17 protein-coding genes and 3 pseudogenes are annotated in these 18130 nt (G+C 33.2%); 18 read left to right on the top strand and 2 right to left on the bottom strand.

Going from position 1 to position 18130, the window contains the following annotated elements:
- Entirely contained in the window at positions 1-1095 is a 1095-nt protein-coding gene (locus tag F988_RS00440; protein ID WP_004680159.1) for a polysaccharide biosynthesis/export family protein, read from the bottom strand.
- Between the two features lie 379 nt (positions 1096-1474).
- Between F988_RS00440 and F988_RS14195 the strand changes: the two are divergent.
- The 18 genes and pseudogenes from F988_RS14195 to F988_RS00360 form a co-directional block, all read left to right on the top strand.
- A pseudogene (locus F988_RS14195) lies at positions 1475-1654 on the top strand (IS3 family transposase); the annotation flags it as partial.
- A 3-nt stretch (positions 1655-1657) separates the two neighbouring features.
- A pseudogene (locus tag F988_RS14190) lies at positions 1658-2284 on the top strand (IS5 family transposase); the annotation flags it as partial.
- A gap of 131 nt (positions 2285-2415) precedes the next feature.
- Positions 2416-3480, top strand: coding sequence for a dTDP-glucose 4,6-dehydratase (gene rfbB, locus F988_RS00435; protein ID WP_010589300.1), 1065 nt, complete (start codon positions 2416-2418; stop codon positions 3478-3480).
- The gene (rfbD, locus tag F988_RS00430) at positions 3480-4373 is read left to right on the top strand and encodes a dTDP-4-dehydrorhamnose reductase (RefSeq protein ID WP_004680155.1); all 894 of its coding nucleotides are present in this window, start codon (positions 3480-3482) and stop codon (positions 4371-4373) included. The genes rfbB and rfbD overlap by 1 nt, the downstream gene beginning before the upstream one ends.
- Entirely contained in the window at positions 4370-5254 is an 885-nt protein-coding gene (gene rfbA, locus F988_RS00425; protein ID WP_004680154.1) for a glucose-1-phosphate thymidylyltransferase RfbA, read from the top strand. Before rfbD ends, rfbA begins: the two co-directional genes overlap by 4 nt.
- On the top strand, positions 5251-5805 hold the full coding sequence (gene rfbC / locus F988_RS00420) for a dTDP-4-dehydrorhamnose 3,5-epimerase (protein WP_004680152.1): 555 nt from the start codon (positions 5251-5253) through the stop codon (positions 5803-5805). The genes rfbA and rfbC overlap by 4 nt, the downstream gene beginning before the upstream one ends.
- A gap of 11 nt (positions 5806-5816) precedes the next feature.
- Positions 5817-7352, top strand: a complete 1536-nt coding sequence (locus F988_RS00415) for a lipid II flippase MurJ (RefSeq protein ID WP_004680149.1) — start codon at positions 5817-5819, stop codon at positions 7350-7352.
- Complete coding sequence (locus F988_RS00410) at positions 7349-8452, top strand: glycosyltransferase (protein ID WP_004680147.1); 1104 nt, start codon at positions 7349-7351, stop codon at positions 8450-8452. The genes F988_RS00415 and F988_RS00410 overlap by 4 nt, the downstream gene beginning before the upstream one ends.
- A gap of 40 nt (positions 8453-8492) precedes the next feature.
- Entirely contained in the window at positions 8493-9395 is a 903-nt protein-coding gene (locus F988_RS00405) for a glycosyltransferase family 2 protein (protein ID WP_004680145.1), read from the top strand.
- A gap of 45 nt (positions 9396-9440) precedes the next feature.
- Positions 9441-10505 (top strand): EpsG family protein, encoded by a 1065-nt coding sequence (locus tag F988_RS00400; RefSeq protein WP_004680143.1) that lies wholly within the window; start codon positions 9441-9443, stop codon positions 10503-10505.
- A gap of 5 nt (positions 10506-10510) precedes the next feature.
- Positions 10511-11590: a glycosyltransferase family 4 protein gene (locus F988_RS00395; protein WP_004680141.1), complete on the top strand. Its 1080-nt coding sequence runs from the start codon at positions 10511-10513 to the stop codon at positions 11588-11590.
- Positions 11569-12369, top strand: coding sequence for a glycosyltransferase family 2 protein (locus tag F988_RS00390; RefSeq protein WP_004680139.1), 801 nt, complete (start codon positions 11569-11571; stop codon positions 12367-12369). Before F988_RS00395 ends, F988_RS00390 begins: the two co-directional genes overlap by 22 nt.
- On the top strand, positions 12366-12965 hold the full coding sequence (locus F988_RS00385; RefSeq protein WP_004680137.1) for an LbetaH domain-containing protein: 600 nt from the start codon (positions 12366-12368) through the stop codon (positions 12963-12965). Before F988_RS00390 ends, F988_RS00385 begins: the two co-directional genes overlap by 4 nt.
- The gene (locus tag F988_RS00380; RefSeq protein ID WP_004680134.1) at positions 12955-14094 is read left to right on the top strand and encodes an NAD-dependent epimerase/dehydratase family protein; all 1140 of its coding nucleotides are present in this window, start codon (positions 12955-12957) and stop codon (positions 14092-14094) included. The genes F988_RS00385 and F988_RS00380 overlap by 11 nt, the downstream gene beginning before the upstream one ends.
- The gene (locus tag F988_RS00375; RefSeq protein WP_004680132.1) at positions 14094-15143 is read left to right on the top strand and encodes a WaaS/CpsH family glycosyltransferase; all 1050 of its coding nucleotides are present in this window, start codon (positions 14094-14096) and stop codon (positions 15141-15143) included. The genes F988_RS00380 and F988_RS00375 overlap by 1 nt, the downstream gene beginning before the upstream one ends.
- Positions 15144-15285: 142 nt before the next feature.
- Entirely contained in the window at positions 15286-16221 is a 936-nt protein-coding gene (locus F988_RS00370) for an NAD-dependent epimerase/dehydratase family protein (RefSeq protein WP_004680129.1), read from the top strand.
- A gap of 21 nt (positions 16222-16242) precedes the next feature.
- Positions 16243-17253, top strand: coding sequence for an MraY family glycosyltransferase (locus F988_RS00365; RefSeq protein WP_004680127.1), 1011 nt, complete (start codon positions 16243-16245; stop codon positions 17251-17253).
- Positions 17246-17431, top strand: coding sequence for a PglD-related sugar-binding protein (locus F988_RS00360; protein WP_010589519.1), 186 nt, complete (start codon positions 17246-17248; stop codon positions 17429-17431). Before F988_RS00365 ends, F988_RS00360 begins: the two co-directional genes overlap by 8 nt.
- A gap of 67 nt (positions 17432-17498) precedes the next feature.
- Here the strand turns inward: F988_RS00360 and F988_RS00355 are convergent.
- Positions 17499-18130, bottom strand: a pseudogene (locus tag F988_RS00355) (IS3-like element ISAcsp5 family transposase); the annotation flags it as partial.

The following is an 18130-nucleotide window of genomic DNA, read 5'->3' as shown; positions in this document are numbered from 1 at the left end:
CTATTTACCTAACTGGTCAAATGTGTAAAGTGCACTCGAGAAAGGCACAATTTGATTCATGATACGTTGCCAGCGTGTAAGCCCCGTTGCATCGATATATACAATATCATTTTTTTGCATCTGAAATTGATTGGCTAAAGCTAAATTGCCTAAGCTGCTTAAGTTCAAATGATAAATTGTAGAGGTTTTAGTATTTAAATCTGTACGCATCACAAAAATACGTGCAGCACTTGCAGAATAAGGGTTAATACCTTCACTTTCACCCAATACATCACTTAAGGTCATGCCCTGATCACGTAAAGTAAGTGCCTGGCTTTTATTTGATTCACCCATAACATACAACTTTTGATTTTGTTTTGTGTTTACAAAAATTGTATCGTTAGGTTGAATCAATAATTGATGTAAGGAATATCCGCGTTTCTCAAGCTCAATACTATTAAGATTAAATGTTCGGCCATTACGAATCAGTTGAATAGCTGTGTTATCGCCTGTCTCGGTATTGACACCGCCGGCCATACCTAAAGCAGTGTAAATGCTAACAGGCTGATCATTCAAGGTATATTGCCCGCTTCTCATAACTTGACCATTCACAAAATAACGCTTCCCTTCGTAGGATATTACACGAACGAGTACATCAGGTGTTTTTAAATAATGAGAAAATTGTGTTCTGAGTATTTGGTTTAGTTCTGAAACAGTTTTTCCCGCAGCATGAACTCTCCCAACTAAAGGGAGGTAAAGGTTGCCATCACTGCCAATTGGATAACCTGCAGCTTTGATATTGGTTGCATCTTGAAAGGGTGGAGTAATTTCTGGGTAAGCCCAAAGCTGTATGGATAAAATATCCCCTGAACTTAAACGATATAAGGTATGTTTTATATTAAACAGCTCATTTAAATTTGCCGAAGAGTTTATTTGAGAAAGAGCCAAGGTTGGAAGGTTTTCTTGAGTCAATTGCACAACAGAAAGCTCAGCACCTTCATCTGTTTTATAAGAACCTTGGTTTGGTAGGTCGTATGTCTGCAGACCCGAAGTGATCGCGCAACTTACTGTACTAATGCTGATTGTAAGAATTGAGAAAAGCTGATAATACTTCACATGAAACCCTTGTTAATTGTATTTTATCTAATGAACCCTAATTCTATGCTAATGACAAGAAAACCTGAGGCGAGGTAATTTTAGCTGAAAAGAACAGAAAAGCATAATACTCTTTTCGCTGGCTCTAAAGCATATTGCATATTCTTAATTAAGTGAACACTGAGTGGACAGTAAACGTAGACACCTATTCTCCATTTAGTTGGACAGCTAAACATCTTTAGGGAACAGAAAAGGTAACTCTGCTGTTAAAGACAAAGTTACCTATAAGGACAAGAGTTAAGCTTACTATTCCAATAGTAAGCTAAAAATTTTACATAGCTAAAGCTTATTGCTTATTGGAAAAATACAATTCTACAAATAATACTCATAAAGGATATCTGTAGTACATGGCAGTGTATTTTCTAGGAGAAAAGAGGCAAATGCTATCTTGTTTGAGTATATTGAAGTTTACTACAATCGAATCAGAAGGCATTCTGCAAATGGCTGGTTAAGTCCAGAAGCCTTTGAACAGAAATATTTCAAGAATTTAGAGGGATCGGTTGTCCACGATACTGTCTAGGATCACTTCTCGATTTGGAATAAAAAGTCTTCAGAAACTGAACCTAGCATACTTGAGCAAGCTTTAAAAAAATGTAGTTGGCGAGGCCCGTATCAACAATGGACGGAAAGAACAAACGAGCTTTATCATGATTGATTCACAAAGTGTAAAAAACACAGATACTGCACGTGATAAAGGGTATGATGCTGGTAAAAAAATTCAGGCATTAAAAGACATATTATTGTTGATACTGAAGGTCTCCCGCATGGAATATTGGTTACGACAGCAGATAAAACAGATCGTCAAGGTGCGTTAGATACTATAACTTTGCATAAAGATAGCTTACAAAATGTATAGGTTGTACTTGTTGATGGCGGTTACACAGGTGAACCCTTTTCTTTGGCTGTTAATAATTTAATCGGATCCCCAGTTGATGTAGCTAAAACAAGTGAATTGCATAAATTTGCAGTCATTCCACAACGCTGGGTTGTGGAAAGATAATTTGCTTGGTTAGAAAAATGTAGAAGGCTCTGGAAAAACTCTGAAAAGCACCTAAATACGAGTCTTCAGTTCATTAATTTAACCTTTTTAAGGCTACTTTTGCATAGAAAATATTCTGGGTACGTTCTAACAAAGTGCGTGGATTTGTGATATCATGCAAAAAAAATAGGATTTAGTTGCATGAATTTTAGTTGTGTTAAAAATATTTTGTAACTTTAATATCTAAATAATTTAATGTTAAATGAGTAAGATAGTCGAATTTTAAGATTATGGTAGAAAATATGAGAATACTATTAACCGGAGGGGCTGGATTCATTGGTTCGGCTGTGGTACGTCACATCATAAAAAATACGGATGATGAAGTTTTAAATCTAGATAAACTTACTTATGCAGGTAATTTAGAATCATTAAATGAAATTAGTGGAAATCCTCGTTATCAATTTCAACAAGTTGATATTTGTGATGCTGATAAATTAGCAGACGTTTTCACTATGTTCAAACCTGATGTTGTGATGCATTTAGCGGCAGAGTCTCATGTGGATCGCTCAATTGATGGGCCGACAGCATTTATCCAAACCAATATTGTGGGCACTTATACCTTATTAGAAGCAGCGCGTCAGTATTGGCAAGGGCTTGAAGAAAGTAAAAAGACTCATTTTCGTTTTCATCATATTTCAACAGATGAAGTTTATGGAGATTTGGAAGGTACAACAGATTTATTTACTGAAACCACATCTTATGCGCCTAGTTCTCCATACTCAGCAAGTAAGGCGAGTTCTGATCACTTAGTGCGAGCATGGCAAAGAACGTATGGTTTACCAACAATAGTGACCAATTGTTCGAACAACTATGGACCCTATCATTTTCCTGAAAAGCTGATTCCACTCGTTATCCTAAATGCTTTGGATGGAAAACCTTTACCTATTTATGGAAAAGGTGATCAAATTCGTGATTGGCTATTTGTTGAAGACCATGCTCGTGCATTATACCAAGTGGTGACACAAGGAGTGGTGGGCGAAACTTATAATATTGGTGGCCATAACGAAAAACAGAATATAGAAGTGGTCAAAACTATTTGTAAGATTTTGGATGAGTTAAAGCCACAAGCCAATGGTCAAACTTATGAATCACTGATTACATTTGTAAAAGACCGCCCTGGTCATGACTTACGCTATGCGATTGATGCTACAAAAATTCAAAATGAATTAGGCTGGACACCAACGGAAACATTTGAAACTGGAATCCGTAAAACGGTAGAGTGGTATTTAAATAATCAGGAGTGGGTTGCTCATATTCAAAGTGGGGAATACCAATCTTGGTTAGAAAAACAATACAAGGCTAAGTAATGAAAATCTTATTGCTTGGAAAAAATGGACAAGTTGGTTGGGAGCTTCAGCGTTCCCTTGCGCCATTGGGTGAGGTGATTTCACTTGATCGAAATGGTTTAAATCAATGGTGTGGTGATTTAAGTAAGCCTGATCAAATTTATCAAACTATTGTAGATATAGCGCCAAATGTTGTTGTGAATGCAAGTGCTTATACTGCTGTAGATTTGGCTGAAACAGAACAAGATATGGCTAATCTCATTAATTATGTGGCAGTAGGGAAGATAGCTGAGGCTTGTGCTCAAATTAAGGCACTTTTAGTGCATTATTCGACAGATTATGTTTTTGATGGTGAAGGTACATCAATATTTAATGAAACAGATGTACTGAAACCCTTGAATGCATATGGTCAAACTAAGGCATTAGGGGAGCAGGCTATTCAAAATGCTCAGTGCAATTACTTGATATTTCGAACATCATGGGTTTTTGCACAAAAAGGTACAAACTTTTTAAAAACAATGCTTGCTCTATCTCAGCAGCGTGAAGAATTATCTATTATTGATGATCAAATTGGTGCTCCAACGTCAGCTGAGCTAATTGCGGATGTAAGTGCTCATGCGATTGTGCAGACATTACGAGATCAAACTAAAATTGGTATTTACCATTTGGTTGCTAGTGGGGAAACATCGTGGTTTGAGTATGCAAACTATATATTTGAGCAAGCAAAAAACTTAGGTGTGAATTTAGCCATTCAACAAGTTAATCCGATTCCAACAGCAGCATATCCGACACCAGCTAAACGTCCACATAATTCACGTTTAAATAATCAAAAAATTCAACATGCTTTTCAAATCTATTTGCCAGATTGGAAAGTATATGTACAAAGAACAGTAATTGAGGTATTTCATAAATGAGCATAAAGCGTAAAGGTATTATATTGGCAGGTGGTTCAGGCACACGCTTACATCCTATTACTAAAGGTGTATCTAAGCAGCTTTTACCAATTTATGATAAACCCATGATTTACTATCCATTATCTGTATTGATGTTGGCAAATATTCGTGAGATTTTAATTATTTCGACGCCTGAAGACTTACCAAACTTTGAAAAGTTGCTTGGCGATGGTTCGCAGTTTGGTATTGAGTTAAGTTATAAAGAACAGCCTTCACCAGATGGACTTGCGCAAGCGTTTATTCTTGGCGAAGAATTTATAGGAAATGATCACGTTTGCTTAATCTTGGGCGACAATATTTATTATGGTCAAAATTTTAGTAAGCAATTAAAGGCAGCCAATAACCTTGAAAAAGGTGCAACAGTTTTTGGTTACCATGTCACTGATCCAGAGCGTTTTGGTGTAGTAGAGTTTGATCTAACTGGTAAAGTACTGAGTATTGAAGAAAAGCCAATCAAACCAAAATCACCTTATGCAGTAACTGGTTTATATTTCTATGATAATCGGGTTGTTGAGTTTGCTAAACAGGTCAAACCATCCGCACGTGGTGAGTTAGAAATCACAGATATTAATAATGCCTATTTGAAAGATGGCTCACTCAATGTTGAATTACTTGGGCGTGGTTTTGCATGGCTAGATACGGGAACCCATGAATCTCTTCTAGAAGCAGGTCAGTTTGTGTATACCATTGAAAAACGTCAATCGCTAAAAGTTGCGTGTTTAGAAGAAATTAGTTTTCAGCAAGGTTGGATTTCAAAAGAAAAACTTAAGGAAAGTGCAGAAGCACTTAGAAAAACAGATTATGGTCAATACTTATTGAAATTATTGGATGAACTAAAATGAGAGTGGAAAAAACAAAACTCGACGGTTTATTAGTACTTCATCCACAAGTATTTGGGGATGATCGTGGCTGGTTTATGGAAAGCTTTAATCAACAGCGTTTTGACGCTGCATTAAAAGCGTTAAATTTACCTATTCCAACATTTGTGCAGGACAATCATTCCTGTTCGCAAAAAGGGGTGTTGAGAGGTTTGCATTTTCAGCGCGAACCATATGCTCAAGGTAAATTAGTTCGTGTTGTTCAAGGTAAAGTTTGGGATGTGGCTGTCGATATTCGCCCAAACTCTAAAACTTATGGGGAATGGGTGGGAGTAGAGTTGAGTGCGGAAAATAAAACTATGTTCTGGATTCCTGAGGGATTTGCACATGGCTTTATAGCATTAGAAGATAATACTCAGTTCTTATATAAAACGACGAATTATTACTCTAAAGAGTGCGAGAGAAGCATTATTTGGAATGATCTAGACTTAGGTATTAAATGGCCAATTCACAATGTTAATGAAGTTATAGTAAGTGATAAGGATAAATTTGCTGATAAATTTATTTCACTCTAGATGTGAATTCCATGTATAAAAAATCACTTACGTTATTTTTGCTTAAGGTCTTAAAAATACCTTTATCAATTTTGACATTAATTTTGACTGCTAAATATTTTGGAGTAAGCTTAGACAATGATGTTTGGTTAATAGGTTCAATGATTGTTGGTGTGATTGGCTTAGCAGTTTGGGGGCCAATCAATGAAACTTTTCGTGCAAAATTTGTAGCTATTAAAGAGATAGAAGGACAGGAAGTTGCAATAAACTATACTAAATCCTTAATTTTATATATGTTTATTATTTCTAGTGTAATAGTGATAGCGCTTATTATGTATCCTAATCTAGTCGCTAGGATTATTGCACCAGGATTTGATGAATCGGGATTTCAAAATTTGTTGCGTATGATTAGTTTTTTGGCACCTATTTTGTTGTTCAATCAACTTAATATGATTTTAAGCTCTATATTGAATGCGTTTGAAATTTACTATATCCCTGAAATATCATCATTATTTACGCAATTAATTAATATTTTTATAATTATTTTTTTAGCACCGATCATAGGAATTAAAGCACTTGTATTAGCATTGTATGTAAGTACAATACTACTGTTTTTTTTCTTAATAAATAAAATCATAAAACTAAATATACCAGTATTTAAAGGGCCCATAAATTTTACTTTTGATGGCTTTAAGTTATTTTTTCTTTTTTCTTTTCCATTTTTTGTACCTTATTTAATTGGCCAATTGAATGGTATTGTTGAAAAAGCAATTGCAACATCGTTAGGTGTCGGAGTTGTCTCAATTATTGATTATTCAAGGCGTATACCAGATCTACTAAATAGTATACTCGTTTCAATAGTTTTAACCATACTTGTACCGACCCTGACCAAAGCATTTATCAATAATGATGTTAAAACCTATAATCGAGAATTTTTAGCGAGTTATCGATTAGGTTTATTAGGTTTGATTTTGTTCATAGTTTTTTTTATAAATGGAGCAGAACCAGTATTTTATTTATTATATAAAAGTCCTGCAATTAATACGGTGCAAATGAATGATATAATTTTATTGAGCAAATTATTTTCAATTTCATTAATTGGAGTATTTTCATACATTATTTTAGGTATGAGTATGCTTTCTGTTAATAAAGCTAAATTGTATGTTATTACTGGAGTTTTAGCACAAATAGTAGTTATATTTTTTAATTCGATAACAGTGAAATGGCTGGGTATGAAAGTGTTTCCTTTGTCATTTTTCTTAGCACATTTTTTTGCAGCAATTTATATGTGTATGCATTATCCATATGATAAAGCAATGATTTATAGAGAGACGATTCGCTATTATTTGCTATGTATCCTCTCGGCATTTTTTGCTTATTTTATCTATTCATTATATAAGTTTTCATTTGGAGAAAATGTAGTGTTAAACTTATTTGTTGAAGTTTTATACTCATTGTTATTAACGTTGGTGTTCGTTGGTTTTTTTGGTTGTATATTAAAAGTACCTGAAATTAATATGTTATTTAAATTAATTAAATCTACTTTAATTAGAGGAAATAAAACATGAAAAAAAAGCAATTTATTTGCATATTTCCGCAAGGTGAAAATATTCATTTAATGAAAGATGTTGGAATGATACCTTATTCTTTGAAGAAAAAAGGTTATTATGATACGACAATTTCTTTTTATGAAAATCAGAGAAATTTACCATTTTTTAAAAAGTATTTTGATGGTGTGAAATATAAAAAAATAAATAAAATTTCTAGGTATCAGGGTGTCAATATATTTATTTTTCTGTTAAGGAATTATAGAAAATATGATATAGTTATGTTCATTCATGAAGGGGGGCTAAAATTCTTTGCTGCCCTCTTTTTTAAAATAATAACATTTAATAGGATAAAATTTTATTTTAAACTAGATATGAACTCGTTGGTTTTGAATTCTGATAGATTTGCAAATAAAAATTTCTTATTTCGTATTAAGTCTTATATCTTAAAACATGTAGGATTAATGACAGTTGAGTCAGAAAAACTTAATACTTTTTTGAATAACGAAAGTTATTTAAAAACTAGGTACTTACCAAATGGATTCTTAAATATTAATAAATTTAATAACATAAAAGAAAAAACTATTATTACAGTCGGGCGGCTAGGTACAAAAGAAAAGGATACAGAAGTTTTTTTACGAGCTCTTGAAAACATGGATTTAAATGATTGGAAGGTTAAATTTATTGGTCCAATTGATGAAAAATTTTATCATGTGGTAGAAAAATTTTATGCAAATAATCCAAGTTTAAAAAATAAAGTTTATTTTCTAGGCAATATTGATGATAGAGATATGTTATTGCAAGAGTATATGAAGGCAAAAGTATTTGTATTAACATCAAATAGCGAAGGATTTCCTCTGGTTTTGACTGAAGCTATTTCGAATGGCTGTTATATAGTTTCAACAGATTTAGCTCCTGTATATGATGTAACGAATAATCTGGAATTTGGCGAGGTTTTTAGTATAGGTGATTTTGATCAATTAGCAATAATATTACAAAAAATTGTGAATGATGAAACTAAGTTGCCAAATCCAGATGATATTAGAAGGTTTGCTGCTCATAATTTTGATTGGAATATTATTGCTGAGAGCTTGTATAAATATCTGGAATCAGATTTTTAATTTGTAGTTGAATTAATTTAAACTTTGTCAGGAAGTAAATTTGAATTATATTAAAGATGTCTCAATTGTTATTGTTAATTATAACACATATGATTTGGTTTTGGAGTGTATTGAATCTGTAATAAAAAATACAGAGGAAATCACTTATGAAATTATAGTTGTAGATAATAATTCACCTAATCGTGAGATTGAGCAATTAAAAAAATTATATCCTCAGGTTAATTTAATTTTAAATGATTCTAATAGTGGTTTTGGAATCGCAAATAACATTGGGAGTAGATTTGCAAGTGGTAAATTCTTATTTTTTTTGAATTCAGACACTATTGTCATTGATAATTCAATTTATGAATTATATAGATTTATAAATGAAAACTCAAAAGTTGGGGCATGTGGTGGAAATTTATGTGATATTAATTTACACCCAACAGTCTCATTTACAAGATTGATGCCATCAGTTTTATTGGATATTGATACTTTATTCTTTAATATTTTTTCAAAAGTTATATATGGTAAGAATTTAAATTATTGTTATGAAAAATCTCCAATATTGATTCAGGGTAATATTTCTGGAGCAGATCTAATGATTTCAAAGAAATTATTTGATGAGTTGGGCGGATTCGATGAGAGTTTCTTTATGTATTATGAGGAAACTGATCTATTATTTCGAGTAAGGTCAAATGGTTATCAAACATATATTGTTCCATCAAGTAAAATTATCCATTTAGAGGGGGCATCTGAATCCCTCAAAAGTATAAAGTTAGATTGGACCTATGAGAGTAAAGAGAAATATTATTTAAAGCATAAAACAAAAAAATCTTTTAAAATTTCTAATTTTATTTTATATCTTACAATCTTACAAAGATTATTTGTTTTTAGGGTTTTAGGCAATAGTGAAAAGGTGAAGTATTGGAAAGGTTTTTATCATTGGTTTAGTTTAAAGTAATTTTATTTCAGTTGAAAATTTTAAATTAATATTAGGAATATTAGAGTGATATATTTTTTAATTCCAATAATAATGCTGTTTTTCTCAATATTATTAGAAAAATGCAGTGACATTAATTTAAAAATTATTTCTTACATCTGTTTGGTGTCTTTTTTAGTAATGCTTGCTGGTTTAAGAGGGAATGTGGAGCCAGATTATTCTAGTTACCTTGATATTTTTACAAATGCTAGAATGGGTGGGGAGAGAGAGATTGAACCAGGGTTCTTTTATTTTAATAAAATATTAAACAACTTTGGTATGAGTTTTCAGTGGGTAATTTTTTTAATAGCACTTTTTTCAATTACGTTAAAACTTAACTTCTTCTTTAAAAATTCGCCTAACTTCGCTTTTTCAATATTAATATACTATTGTTCTATGTTTTTCTTATATGACTTTATTGCCATAAGACAAGCATTATCAATGGCTATATTTATGATTTCTATACGATTTATAATAGATAGAAAGTTTTTTCATTATGCGGCTCTAATTGCAATAGCATCAATGATTCATCTTTCTGCTTTAGTATTAATTCCTTTATACTTTTTCATTCATTATTCTTATAACAAAGTTTTATTCTATTTGGTTCTACTGTTAACTACATCTGTTTCAGTTTTAAAGGTTGATATTCAGTTGGTGAGTTTGCTGTTGAATTATTTTGCGTTACCTGATTTTGCATCTAATAAATTAGATATATATACACAAGAAGATGTTTTTGCTGCATTGTCTGGTAGACAGCTTTTGTTAGGTTTTGTTTTTGTATTCTTTTTATCAAAAAATGATAATAAAATTATTCAGGTACTGTTGAATATCTATATTTTGGGTATTGTAATCGGAACTTTGTTTAACGAGGTTCCTCAGATGTCCTTTAGGCTTAAGGCATATTTTTTATGGACTGAGTCTGTATTGGTAGTTTTTTACATTTGTAAAATATTCAAAAATTACTATTTATTAAGAATTTTCGCTTATTTTGTATTAGTTGCACTTTACTTTTATTCTTTGTATGGGTATTTGGATGTTTTATCACAAAGGCATAATGGTTATATTTATCCTTATAAATTCTTCTTTGAGTAATATGAATGAAAATTTTATTTTATTTTAATAGTATGACTCCTGCAGGGGGAATAGAACGTGTTATCAGTACTTTGGCAAATCAATTTTGTGAATTTATGGAAGTTACGATTTTAGTAAAAGATAAAGCATATAGCCATTATCCTCTTTCTGATAAGATTAAAATTGTTTCGTTAGATTCAAATCTTGAATTAGATATGAACAATAAAATTAAAAGGATTGCTCAAGCAGGAATAAACTTGCTGCAAAGTACAGCTAAATTAAAACATTTTTTGGCATTAAATCAATATGATATATATTATTTAGCCCATCCCCTAAATGTTTTAGAATTTCATTTAGCAAGAGGTATTGATAAGCAAGTTATTATCACAGAACATGGTGGAATTAATGCTTATAATATCGTTTATAAAAAGATCAAACAATGGTTATACCCTAAAGCACGTTGTTATGTAGTTCCAACAAGTAGTGACGCTAAGGCATATTCAGAGTTGAATTTACAGGTGGTTTATATACCTCATTTCAAATCAACGATGAACTATGTTCGCAGTCAATTATCAAATAAAGTTGTTCTCTCTATTGGCCGTATGACAGAGGCTAAGCGTCAATGGATAATGATTGATTTATGGGACAAACTTGTAAATGAACATCATATAAAAGATTGGCAATTACATCTTGTTGGCAATGGCAATCTATATGAGCACTTAAACAACAAAATAATAACTCTTGGACTGCAAGATTATGTGATAATATTGCCTCCTGTGCAGGATGTTGAAAGATATTATAAATCTGCATCAGTATTTATGTTAACTTCACACTCTGAAGGCTTTGGTATGGTTTTACTTGAAGCAATCTCTTTTGGGTTGCCATGCATATCTTACGATTGTCCATCAGGACCTAGGGATATCGTGGAAAATGAAGTGAACGGTTATCTGATTCCAATGGATGACTTTGATGCACTAGAGTTAGCGACAGTTGAATTATTATCTGATCCTGAAAAAATATATAAATTTGCAAATGGTGCTTTCAGCACTAGTTTAAAGTGGAATGATGAGGCGGTGTTAAACAAATGGAAGAAAATTCTTTATTAATATCAGTAATTATTCCTATGTATAATTCTGCTGAAACAATTATAAAAGCATTGGACTCTGTCAAAGCACAGACTTTTAAATGCTACTATGATGTTATAGTTGTTAATGATGGATCAATGGATAAGTCTCAGGAGTTAGTTGAAAATTATATATTTGAAGATAACCGTTTTAAGTTAATTTTAATCAATCAAGAAAATGGTGGGGTTTCTACTGCTAGAAATGCAGGTTTAAAAGCTTCTAACGGTGATTTAATAGCTTTTCTTGATTCTGATGACCAATGGTTTCCTGATAAATTAGAGAAGCAAACAAAACTGCTGGAATTGAATCCGCAGATTGATCTTTTAGGATGTGCATTTGATGGTTTGTATCTACCTAATACACCAGATGGTAGTCTTTTGAAAATCGATATTAGTAAATTGATATTTAAAAATTATTTCCAACCCTCTACAGTCATTATGAAGCGTAAAGTTTTTGAAGAAATAGGTTATTTTGATGAAAATCAAAAATATGCTGAAGAAGGGAATTATTTTATAAGAATTGCAAATCGATTTAATTGCTACTTTTGCAATATGAAAGTTATTAATTATGGTGATGGAAAGTCAGGATTTGGGGCTAGTGGTTTGAGTGCTAATCTTAAAGAAATGCATAGAGGATTTAATAAAAACTTAAAATTTGCATATGAAAATCAATTGATCACTTCAAAACAATACATTTTAGCTCGAATATTTGAATCTATAAAATATGTTCGCCGAATAGTGTTTGTGAGGATGAAAAAATGATTTCAAAGTATGGAATTTTTGGTGCTTTAAAAATATTTCTGTTTCTTATCAAAACAAAAATTTTCTTTCCAAAGGCTAGGTTGATCCGTTTTCCAATCGATGTGAGAAATAAAAACAATATAGATTTTGGTGAAAATTTGACTACAGGTGTGGGTTGTAGAATAGAAAGTTTCCCACAAACCAATACTGATTCTAAGTTATTGAAATTTGGTTATAATGTGCAAATAAATGACTATGTACATATAACAGCCGCTCATTCTGTTGAAATTGGCAATAATGTACTTATGGCGAGTAAAATATATATTTCTGATTGTACTCATGGTAGCTATATCGGAAATGAATATGATAGTGATCCGATGTCCTTACCTGTCGATCGCCCTTTATCTGTGAAAGCTGTAAAAATAGAAGATAATGTATGGTTGGGTGAATTCGTTTCCGTTTTGCCAGGAGTTACGATCGGTCAAGGGACCATTGTCGGTGCAAATTCGGTAGTATCTAAAAGTCTTCAACCGTATGTTATTGCTGTTGGTTCGCCTGCCAAGCCAATTAAATTTTATAATTTTGAAAGTAAAAGATGGGAAAAATATGTCAATTAAAAATGTACTAATTACTGGTGGTGCTGGGTTTATTGGTTCAAACTTAGCCTTAAAGCTTATTGAAAAAGGTTATCAGGTTACAGTATTAGATAATTTATCCCCTCAAATTCATGGTGACAATCCAACTGAAACGTCACCATTATATTTAAGTATCAAAGATAAAGTTAAATTTATTCACGGTACTGTGACGAGTAAGACTGATTGGGAAGAAGCACTAAAAGATCAAGATGCCATTGTTCACTACGCTGCTGAAACAGGCACTGGTCAATCGATGTATGAAGTCGAAAAGTATGTAGACGTTAACATCAATGGGACAGCATTGATGTTGAATTTACTTGTGAACGGCTCATACAACGTAAAAAAAGTCGTTGTTGCATCATCTCGCTCGATCTACGGTGAAGGTAAATACATCAGCAAAGAGCTAGGTGCTGTATACCCTACGCAACGTGAATCCATCCATATGGATCAAGGTGATTTTGAAGTCAAATATCCAAATTCTTCAGCATTGACTTTGGTCGGTACAGATGAAGAATCAAAAATTCATCCTTCATCGGTTTACGGTATTACTAAACAAAACCAAGAGCAAATGGTCCTGACCGTGTGTCCTACAGTGGGTATAGCAGGCGTTGCATTCAGATACCAAAATGTCTATGGTCCAGGTCAATCACTAAAAAATCCGTATACAGGAATTTTATCAATCTTTTCAACTCAAATTAAAAATGGCAATAATATCAATATATTTGAGGATGGTTTAGAAAGTCGTGATTTTGTTTATATCGACGATGTTGTAGATGCGACAATTTTAGGTTTAGAGAAAGAAGAAGCCAGTAATCAAGTGTTTAATGTGGGCACTGGTGTAGCCACAAATGTACTTACTGTTGCGAATGAACTCGTAAAAAACTATGGTGTTGACGTTTCAATAAACGTATCGGGTAATTACCGTTTAGGTGATATTCGTCATAATTATGCGGATTTAACAAAGATCAATAAACTTCTAGGTTTTAATCCAAAAGTTTCATTTGAAGAAGGTTTAAAAAAATTTGCAGAATGGGTAAATACTCAAGAGGTACAAGAAGACAAATATCAAAAGTCAATTGAGGAAATGAAAGCAAAGGGTTTATACAAGTAATGAGTAGCTTAGAAAGCCTTCATGGCAAGAATATATTATTTTTTTGTGTTCAGACATTTAATTTGGAAAAAGATATTATTCAGCAACTGGAAAAACATGGTGCCTTTGTAACATACTATGATGAACGACCAGAGAATAATAATTTTACAAAGGGTATGATACGTTTAAAAAGAGGTTTTTTAGAAAAAAAAATTAATGACTATTATACTACTATTTTAGCTGAGATTAAAGATAAAAAATTTGACTTTCTGTTTGTAAATCGAGGAGAGGTTGTTACTCGCGATTTTATGGAAAAATTTATTAAGCTTCAACCTAATTGTAAGCGTATTTTTTATACCTGGGATAGTATTGGAAATCATAGTCATTGCTTAGGAATTTTAGATCTTTTTCATAAACGATTTACTTTTGATCAAAATGATGCAAAAAAGTATCAATTGGGATTTAGACCTTTATATTTTACTGATCGATTCCGCGAAATTTATAATAGTAAAATCGAGAAAACAATTGATTTGCTTTTTTTAGGTACTGCACATTCAGATCGCTATATTGTTAGTAACAATATAGCTAAGTGGTGTGAAATTCACGAGTTGAATGCTTTTAATTATTATTATATGCAAGGCAGATTAATTTATTTTTTTAAGAAGTTTTTTGATAGAACTTTTTTTAAATTTGACTATAAAAAATTAAGTTTTAAAAGTTTAAGTATTACCGAAATTGTGGATTTTTATGCTAAGTCTAATGTTATTTTAGATATTAGTCATCCTGGTCAATCAGGTTTGACTATGAGAACATTTGAGGCAATTGGCGCAGGTAAAAAGTTAATTACAACCAATACAAATGTCGTGAATTATCCTTTTTATAATCCCAATAATATTTATGTAATTCGCAGAGATGTTGTTGAGTTAGATGGTATTTTTTTTGTAAATCAGTATCAGCCCTTAAGTGCGGATTTATATGAAAGATGTTCTATTGATGGTTGGGTTGAAGATGTTTTTATAGGTGATGAATTGAACTATTGGAGTGAAAAATTAAAAAACATCAAGAGTTAGGTTAGCGGTTTTGTGACGGTCTTAATTTTGTCATAAATATCCATTTGATAAAATTTTTGTTGTTAATTTGGAATAATTCTATTTTCTTAATTTTAGTATCGATTAATATTTTTTATTATCTAAATTATTTGGAATTTAATTTATGAATGTTTTACTCACAGGCAGCAATGGTTTTTTAGGACAATATTTAGCTCAGTTTTTGGCAGATAAAAACTATTCCATTTTAGCACATACCCGTACAGTCCAAACGTTTAATCATCCCAATGTTCGTAATATCAACTTTGAGCTCAATGACAATCTAGATCACATTGACCTTAGTCACATCGAAGTCATTATTCACTGTGCAGGTCGTGCGCATATTATGAATGAAACAGCTGAGTCACCACTCGAAGCATACCGCCAAACAAATGTACAAGGTAGCTTGAACCTTGCGCAAAAGGCGGTAGAAAGTGGAGTAAAGCGCTTTATTTATTTAAGTAGTATTAAAGTCAATGGTGAACAAACCACAACTCAAGCCTTTAAACCGAGTGATGCTGTAAATACCGATGACCCTTATGGTTTGTCTAAATACGAGGCAGAACAAGAGCTATTGGAACTGTCTAAACAAACTGGATTAGAGGTTGTTATTATTCGCCCCGTGTTGATTTATGGTCCAAATGTCAAAGCCAACTTTAAAAGTATGGTGGGCTTGGCAAATAAAAAATTGCCTTTGCCTATCGGTTGCTTAGACAACAAGCGCAGTATGGTCAGTATCTATAATTTAGCAGACCTAATTCATACCTGTATGACCCATCCAAATGCCAATGGCGAAGTATTTCTTGCCAGTGATCAAGATGATATTTCGGTAAAACAATTATTTGAGAAATTGGCTTATCAGCAAAATAACAAATTGTTGATGTTACCGGTGCCTAAAAGCTTGATTAGCTTTTTAGCACGTTTAGTGGGTAAAAAGGCGGTAGCTTCACGCTTATGTTCAGAATTAGTGGTGGATACGTCTAAAAACACTCAGCTATTAGGTTGGACAGCACCTTATACGGTCGATGAAAGTCTACAAAAAATGTTTAACACTCCCAATTAAAAAAGAAGTTCAGTTATAGCCATGTCATTTATTCTTATCTTCATTTTCTTTATTCTAGCATTTAGCTTGACCTATATGATGCGAGCCTACGCCCTCAAGAAAAATATAATAGACAACCCCAATGAACGTAGCTCTCACAGTGTACCCACGCCCCGCGGTGGTGGTGTCGCGGTGGTGGGCAGCTACTTGTTGGCGCTGGCTGTGCTGATCTATAGCCAACAATTGACCGTACATATTGGTTTAACACTAATAGTAGCGGGTTTTGTCATCGCTTTACTTGGCTTTTTAGATGACCATGGGCACATTAATTCCATGTTGCGCTTAGCAGTACACTTTTTAGTGGCCATTGGCGTGGTGATCAGCTTGGGTGGCTTTAGCGAAGTTACGGCTTTTAATGGTCTACAACTTGGCTTTATAGCCAATATTATTGCGGTACTATTTTTGGTGTGGTTGTTGAATCTATATAACTTTATGGATGGGATTAATGGCATTGCCAGTGTTGAAGCCATTACCACTGTCGTTAGTATGGCTATTTTGTATTATGTACTCAATAGCACATTAAACTCAGACATACTTTGGTTATTGGCAGCCTGTGTATTTGGCTTTTTACTGTGGAACTTTCCCAAGGCTAAAATTTTCATGGGCGATGCCTGTAGCGGATTTCTCGGCCTCACTTTGGGTATTTTGGCGCTCATCGCCCTCAAAGAAAACTTGGCATTGTTTTGTGCGTGGATCATTTGTCTAGGTGTATTTGTGGTCGATGCGACCTATACCCTGATAAAACGCGTATTGAGCGGCTATAAAATGTATGATGCACATCGAAGCCATAGCTATCAAATTTTATCGCGCAAATGCGGGAGTCATACTCCCGTGACTTTAGCGGTTGCAGCAATTAATCTATTGTGGTTATTTCCTATCGCTTATATAACGGTTACACAAGCATGGGCGTACCCTGAACTGGCGGTATTGATTGCCTATATACCATTGTTAATTGTGGCTATAAAATTCAAGGCAGGTCATGCAGATGCCTAATAAACCCAGCTTGTTAATTTTAGGTGCAGGGGGATACGGTTTGGCCGTTGCAGAAGCTGCAGAACTGAGTGGACAATGGCAAGAGATTATGTTTGCCGATGATCGTTGGCCTGCAACACAGCATGTGGCGGAATATAACATTGTTGCAAATATTGCCAGTTTGCATCAGTTAGACTAATGTGGTTCCGTTAATTAGACCACTCAATTCAGTTTTATAAGTGATAAATCCGCTCTAAATATTTAAATCATGCTGCCATTACTTTTAGTAAATGTTGATCATAAAATTCATTTGGTGTTGCCTTATTCAAACTTGAATGAGGACGTATCGTGTTATAAAAATCCAAATATTCAGCAATTGATTGTTTCGCTTGTTTAACCGTATCGTAAGCCTTCAAATAGACTTCCTCATGCTTCACGCTGCGCCATAACCGCTCAATCATCACATTATCCATCCATCGTCCTTTCCCATCCATACTGATACGGATATTTCGCAATTTTAACTCATTCAAAAATGCCTCGCTTGTGAATTGACTGCCTTGGTCTGTATTAAATACCTCTGGACAACCATATTTCACAATTGCTTCTTGCAACGCATCTATGCAAAAGTCTGTTTCCATACTGATCGATACACGATGAGCCAGTACTTTACGACTATGCCAATCTATAATTGCACACAAATAGACAAAGCCTTTAGCCATAGGAATGTATGTGATATCTGTACACCAGACTTGATTAGAGTGATCGATGACCATGTTTTTCAACAGATATGGGAAAATACGGTGTGCAAGATTAGGCTTACTGGTATTGGGTTTTGGATACAAGGCATGTATTCCCATCAAGCGCATTAAACGTCGGACTTTACGCCGACCTATTTGAT

The sequence above is a fragment of the Acinetobacter parvus DSM 16617 = CIP 108168 genome, assembly GCF_000368025.1.
GTDB lineage: Bacteria > Pseudomonadota > Gammaproteobacteria > Pseudomonadales > Moraxellaceae > Acinetobacter > Acinetobacter parvus.
The sequence above is the reverse complement of the archived record's forward strand: the minus strand, read 5'-3'. Positions and strand labels throughout refer to the sequence as shown.